A 470-nucleotide genomic window follows, 5' to 3' on the forward strand; every position below is an offset into this window, starting at 1 on the left:
CCGGCTGCTGCGCAACAAGGCCGACGAGGTGCACGAGAGCGTGACCGAGCCGCTGCGCGAGATGCGCCGCCTGATCGACGCGACGGTCGCCTCGGTGCGGCGCATCGCGGCCGACCTGCGCCCGGTGATGCTCGACGACCTCGGCCTGGTGCCGGCCATCGAATGGCTGGTCAACGATTTCACCAACCGCTACGGGATCGAGGTGGAGCGCCGCATCGAGCCCGGCGAGGTGCAGTTCTCGAACGCCAGCGCCACCGCGCTGTTCCGCATCGTGCAGGAGGCGCTGACCAATGTCGCGCGCCACGCCGACGCCTCGCGCGTCGAGCTGACCCTGAGCGTGGACGAGCGCCAGTGCGTGCTGCGCATCGTCGACGACGGCGTCGGCGCGCCCCAGGCCGACGGCCATCGCACGCCCGACGACAAGTCCTTCGGCCTGCTCGGGATCCGCGAGCGCGCGCACATGCTGGGCG

At 71.7% G+C, this 470-nt stretch carries 1 protein-coding gene; it reads left to right on the forward strand.

All coding sequences use genetic code 11. The features are described 5' to 3' along the window. Positions 1 to 470: sensor histidine kinase (locus tag FQ746_RS31930; protein ID WP_409932454.1), on the forward strand; the 470-nt coding region annotated here is incomplete at both ends.

The organism is Paraburkholderia sp. BCC1886 (assembly GCF_900996245.1).
Lineage (GTDB): Bacteria > Pseudomonadota > Gammaproteobacteria > Burkholderiales > Burkholderiaceae > Paraburkholderia.